Source organism: Candidatus Babeliales bacterium (assembly GCA_035288105.1).
GTDB lineage: Bacteria > Babelota > Babeliae > Babelales > Vermiphilaceae > SOIL31.
In genome coordinates this window covers 1-3,007 of sequence record DATEAY010000056.1, presented here as the reverse complement: position 1 = coordinate 3,007, position 3,007 = coordinate 1, and the positions used below count along the sequence as shown (strand labels likewise).

Sequence of the window (3,007 nt, the reverse complement as noted above, 5' to 3'; positions counted from 1 at the left end):
AGTGGTTTTACCAAAACAACAAGTAATGCTTTTATAAAGCAGCTACATAGTGTTGTAGAAAATGAGGCATTGTTCGCTGGCGAATATACGGTAGAAGTTGCTGGTTTTGGGAAATTGATTGTTGAAGAGGGAGCAGAGGTTTCCATTAAAGCTGCAGATTCTATTAAAAATAATTTAACTTTTTTTACTTCGGACAATAAAAATATATTTAAGATTTCGTATGAGGTGGCAAATATTGCTCATGATATTAATAATGGCTTTGAACAATTAATAAAATCGGCAACTATGTGTTTAAAAGGTAATAATACATCTGCGGGTAGAGCTTTTCAAAAACATGCAGCGCGACAAGGTTCCGCTTTTGTAGGTGAAATCACAGGGAATGCTGCGAAAAATACTGAACAGGCAATGAATTATATTAACATGATTATCAAGTCGCATGATAGTACTTTTGTTATTAGAAGTACAAATTCTTACGGAGATATTCTTGATATTAGGTTGCCAGATGGCATGGGTGCAAGATGGACGTCTGATGGCAGTAAATTTATAGGTTTTTTAGAAAGATATACAATGAAACAGTAGGAGACTTTAACATGTCACAGTGGACAGCTGATTTTGCAAATGATCCTAATAATAATTATGAGTTAATAATAGAAATCCTTCATAATGGTCAAGATGTTGGTGTTATAAAACATGGAAAAAATGGATTGGAATTGGTTTTATTTCCTCACGGTAGCAGCTTTTCTATTCCATTTGATTGGCTTTTGGGATTAATGAACGAAGCAAATAACAAATTGATTTGATACACTCTAAACGTAAAGAAAGAGAATAGTGAGTGACAAAAAATACTAGCGTAATCAAGCCCTCGGCTTTGCCTCTTGGCAAAAACAAGGGCTTGTAAAATTTTACTTTTTACCGAGGCCTGTTTAAATTTATTGTCTCATTCGTCGACCTGCGCGTTGTCTTACCTGTTGTTTTACCGGTTGCTTAATTTGTGGTCGTGCTGGTTGTTTTTTTGCGCGTTGTTCTGCAAATTTTTGTAGATCTTCTAGATCTGCCTCAGTCCATATAGCCATAGATGGATCTTGTTGATCAATTTTGTCATCAAAAAATTCTGCTATGGATTGCAAACGAATTGGTTTTGCAAGTTTAGTAACTTCTTGTGCAGTTAAAAATTGGTTTACCACTGTAGTCATGTTAGTTGATCGCACAGGTGTTGCTGTAAATTTGATTTGTTGAGTGGCTTGTTCAGCCTTTTCAAAGTCTTTTATTGTAAACATAGATTGATACACATTTCCATCAAATTCAAAGACAACTTGTACATTGGCAATCATCGTGTTCTTATCCGATGCGCTTTGCATTTGCATGATAAAATTGTTGATTGATCCTTGTTTGCTTGGCAATCCTGATTGCTGATACAAAATATCAGTTAATTTGTTTACAACAAATGTTTGTGTATAGAGTCTTGCATTACGATAAACGCAGTTGAATATAAAAGATTGCAATGTGTTTTCATAATTAATTTCACTCAATAGATATATCGCTTCGTATCCTGGAGCAAAACTTTTTGGTGATGGAAATATTAGTGTAGTGTGTATTTTTTTACCCAAATTAAGTGGGACATTAATACGCGAAGTATTAATGATGAGTGTATCGATATTTTTATTGCTGAGATCTATAGGTTTCTTTTCAATTTCGTGTGCCCTGACAATTGTTTGAGTTAAAACTTCTATTTTGCTATCGACAGCCGCTGCGACGAATTTACCAGCAACAGGGAAACGAACAAAGGGTTGGCTTTCTTGCAGAGCTCCAGGATTGATGGTACGTAAAATGAAAAGAATAGGATCTTGTGCTTTTCCTTTAATTTTGACAAATTGTTCTGGTTGAGTAAAAAATAATCTCAGAAGTCTAAAAAATTCAGCAAAAGATTGGGATGTTAGTTTTAGTTTGTTACTTCTACTATCCCAATGAAACCCTTGTTGACTCCTAACAACACCTTCATGTATTCCTTCGGATGAAACAATAAAATCAACATCTAGTGACGAAAGAACTTCGTTAACAAATGTTTGATTAGAACCACCGGCAAAACAGGTCATGTAATGTATATACGCAATATCAAGATTTTTATCGAAGAACTTCATCAATTGTGAAAATTCCTGTGCTGTAATTCCTGCTACGCGAGCTGATTCTGGCACAATTTGTGAGTCTTGCCAATTGGATTTTCCTTCTAACATTTTTCCATATTTTTTAGCGAGAGGTTCATAGTCACGTATGTATTGTTGGGCTTTACTGTAGTCACTGCTTTTTGGTGGAACTCTTCGTGCATTGGCAATGCTTGATTTAATGTCGTATAATTGCTTGCGCATATTTCCTATTGTTTGGTAAGCAGCGCTACCGTGTCCTGTAAGATATATGATCCATTGAGCATTTTCTTCTGGACTAACATCTTCTTTTGCGGCACCTAAGCCAATAGCCTTTTTTTGAACTGTAAACATTGATGTGAGATGAGAAATAAATTTTTCTTTATCGATTGGCAGTGATTGTTGTATGGCAAGTTGTTTTATAAGATTATCTGACGTTACATCAGTAACCGCAGTCAGGACTGTTGGATTGAAGCCACATACTTTTGCCTGATCACTCAGGTTGAAATTCATAGCTTCAGGTAAATTTGAGCGAATATATTCTTTGGGAATAAGTAAGACTAATTTTTCTGATTTATGGAAATAACAATTCAAATTGTTACTATCAAAAGCGATATCACTGAGAAGAACTAAAGCAATACTGCTTATTGTTTGAAGGTTTTGTGCTTGTTGCAAAAGTTGTGCTTGTTGCATTTTTTGACCAGCACCAAGCATGCGTAATCTTTGTAAATTAACGCGAATTCGGTTTAAGCAGCTGCAAGTTTTTTAATAACTTTTCTTTTTAATGAAGGCTTTTTGGCCTTAAAAACATAAGCAGCTAATGTAGAAAATATATGGGAAAAAAACCCCCAAACGCTCCTGTGCCGTGA

The 3,007-nt window shown here is 35.1% G+C and carries 3 protein-coding genes; 2 read left to right on the top strand and 1 reads right to left on the bottom strand.

Annotation, left to right across the window (positions count from 1 at the left end; genetic code table 11):
• A partial coding sequence (locus tag VJJ26_03025) for a hypothetical protein (protein ID HLC07135.1) occupies nt 1–579 on the top strand: 579 nt, incomplete at its 5' end.
• 11 nt (nt 580–590) lie between these two features.
• Entirely contained in the window at nt 591–800 is a 210-nt protein-coding gene (locus tag VJJ26_03020) for a hypothetical protein (GenBank protein ID HLC07134.1), read from the top strand.
• Between the two features lie 129 nt (nt 801–929).
• Here the strand turns inward: VJJ26_03020 and VJJ26_03015 are convergent, their stop codons facing one another.
• The gene (locus VJJ26_03015; GenBank protein HLC07133.1) at nt 930–2,852 is read right to left on the bottom strand and encodes a hypothetical protein; all 1,923 of its coding nucleotides are present in this window, start codon (nt 2,850–2,852) and stop codon (nt 930–932) included.
• Nucleotides 2,853–3,007: the final 155 nt, after the last annotated feature.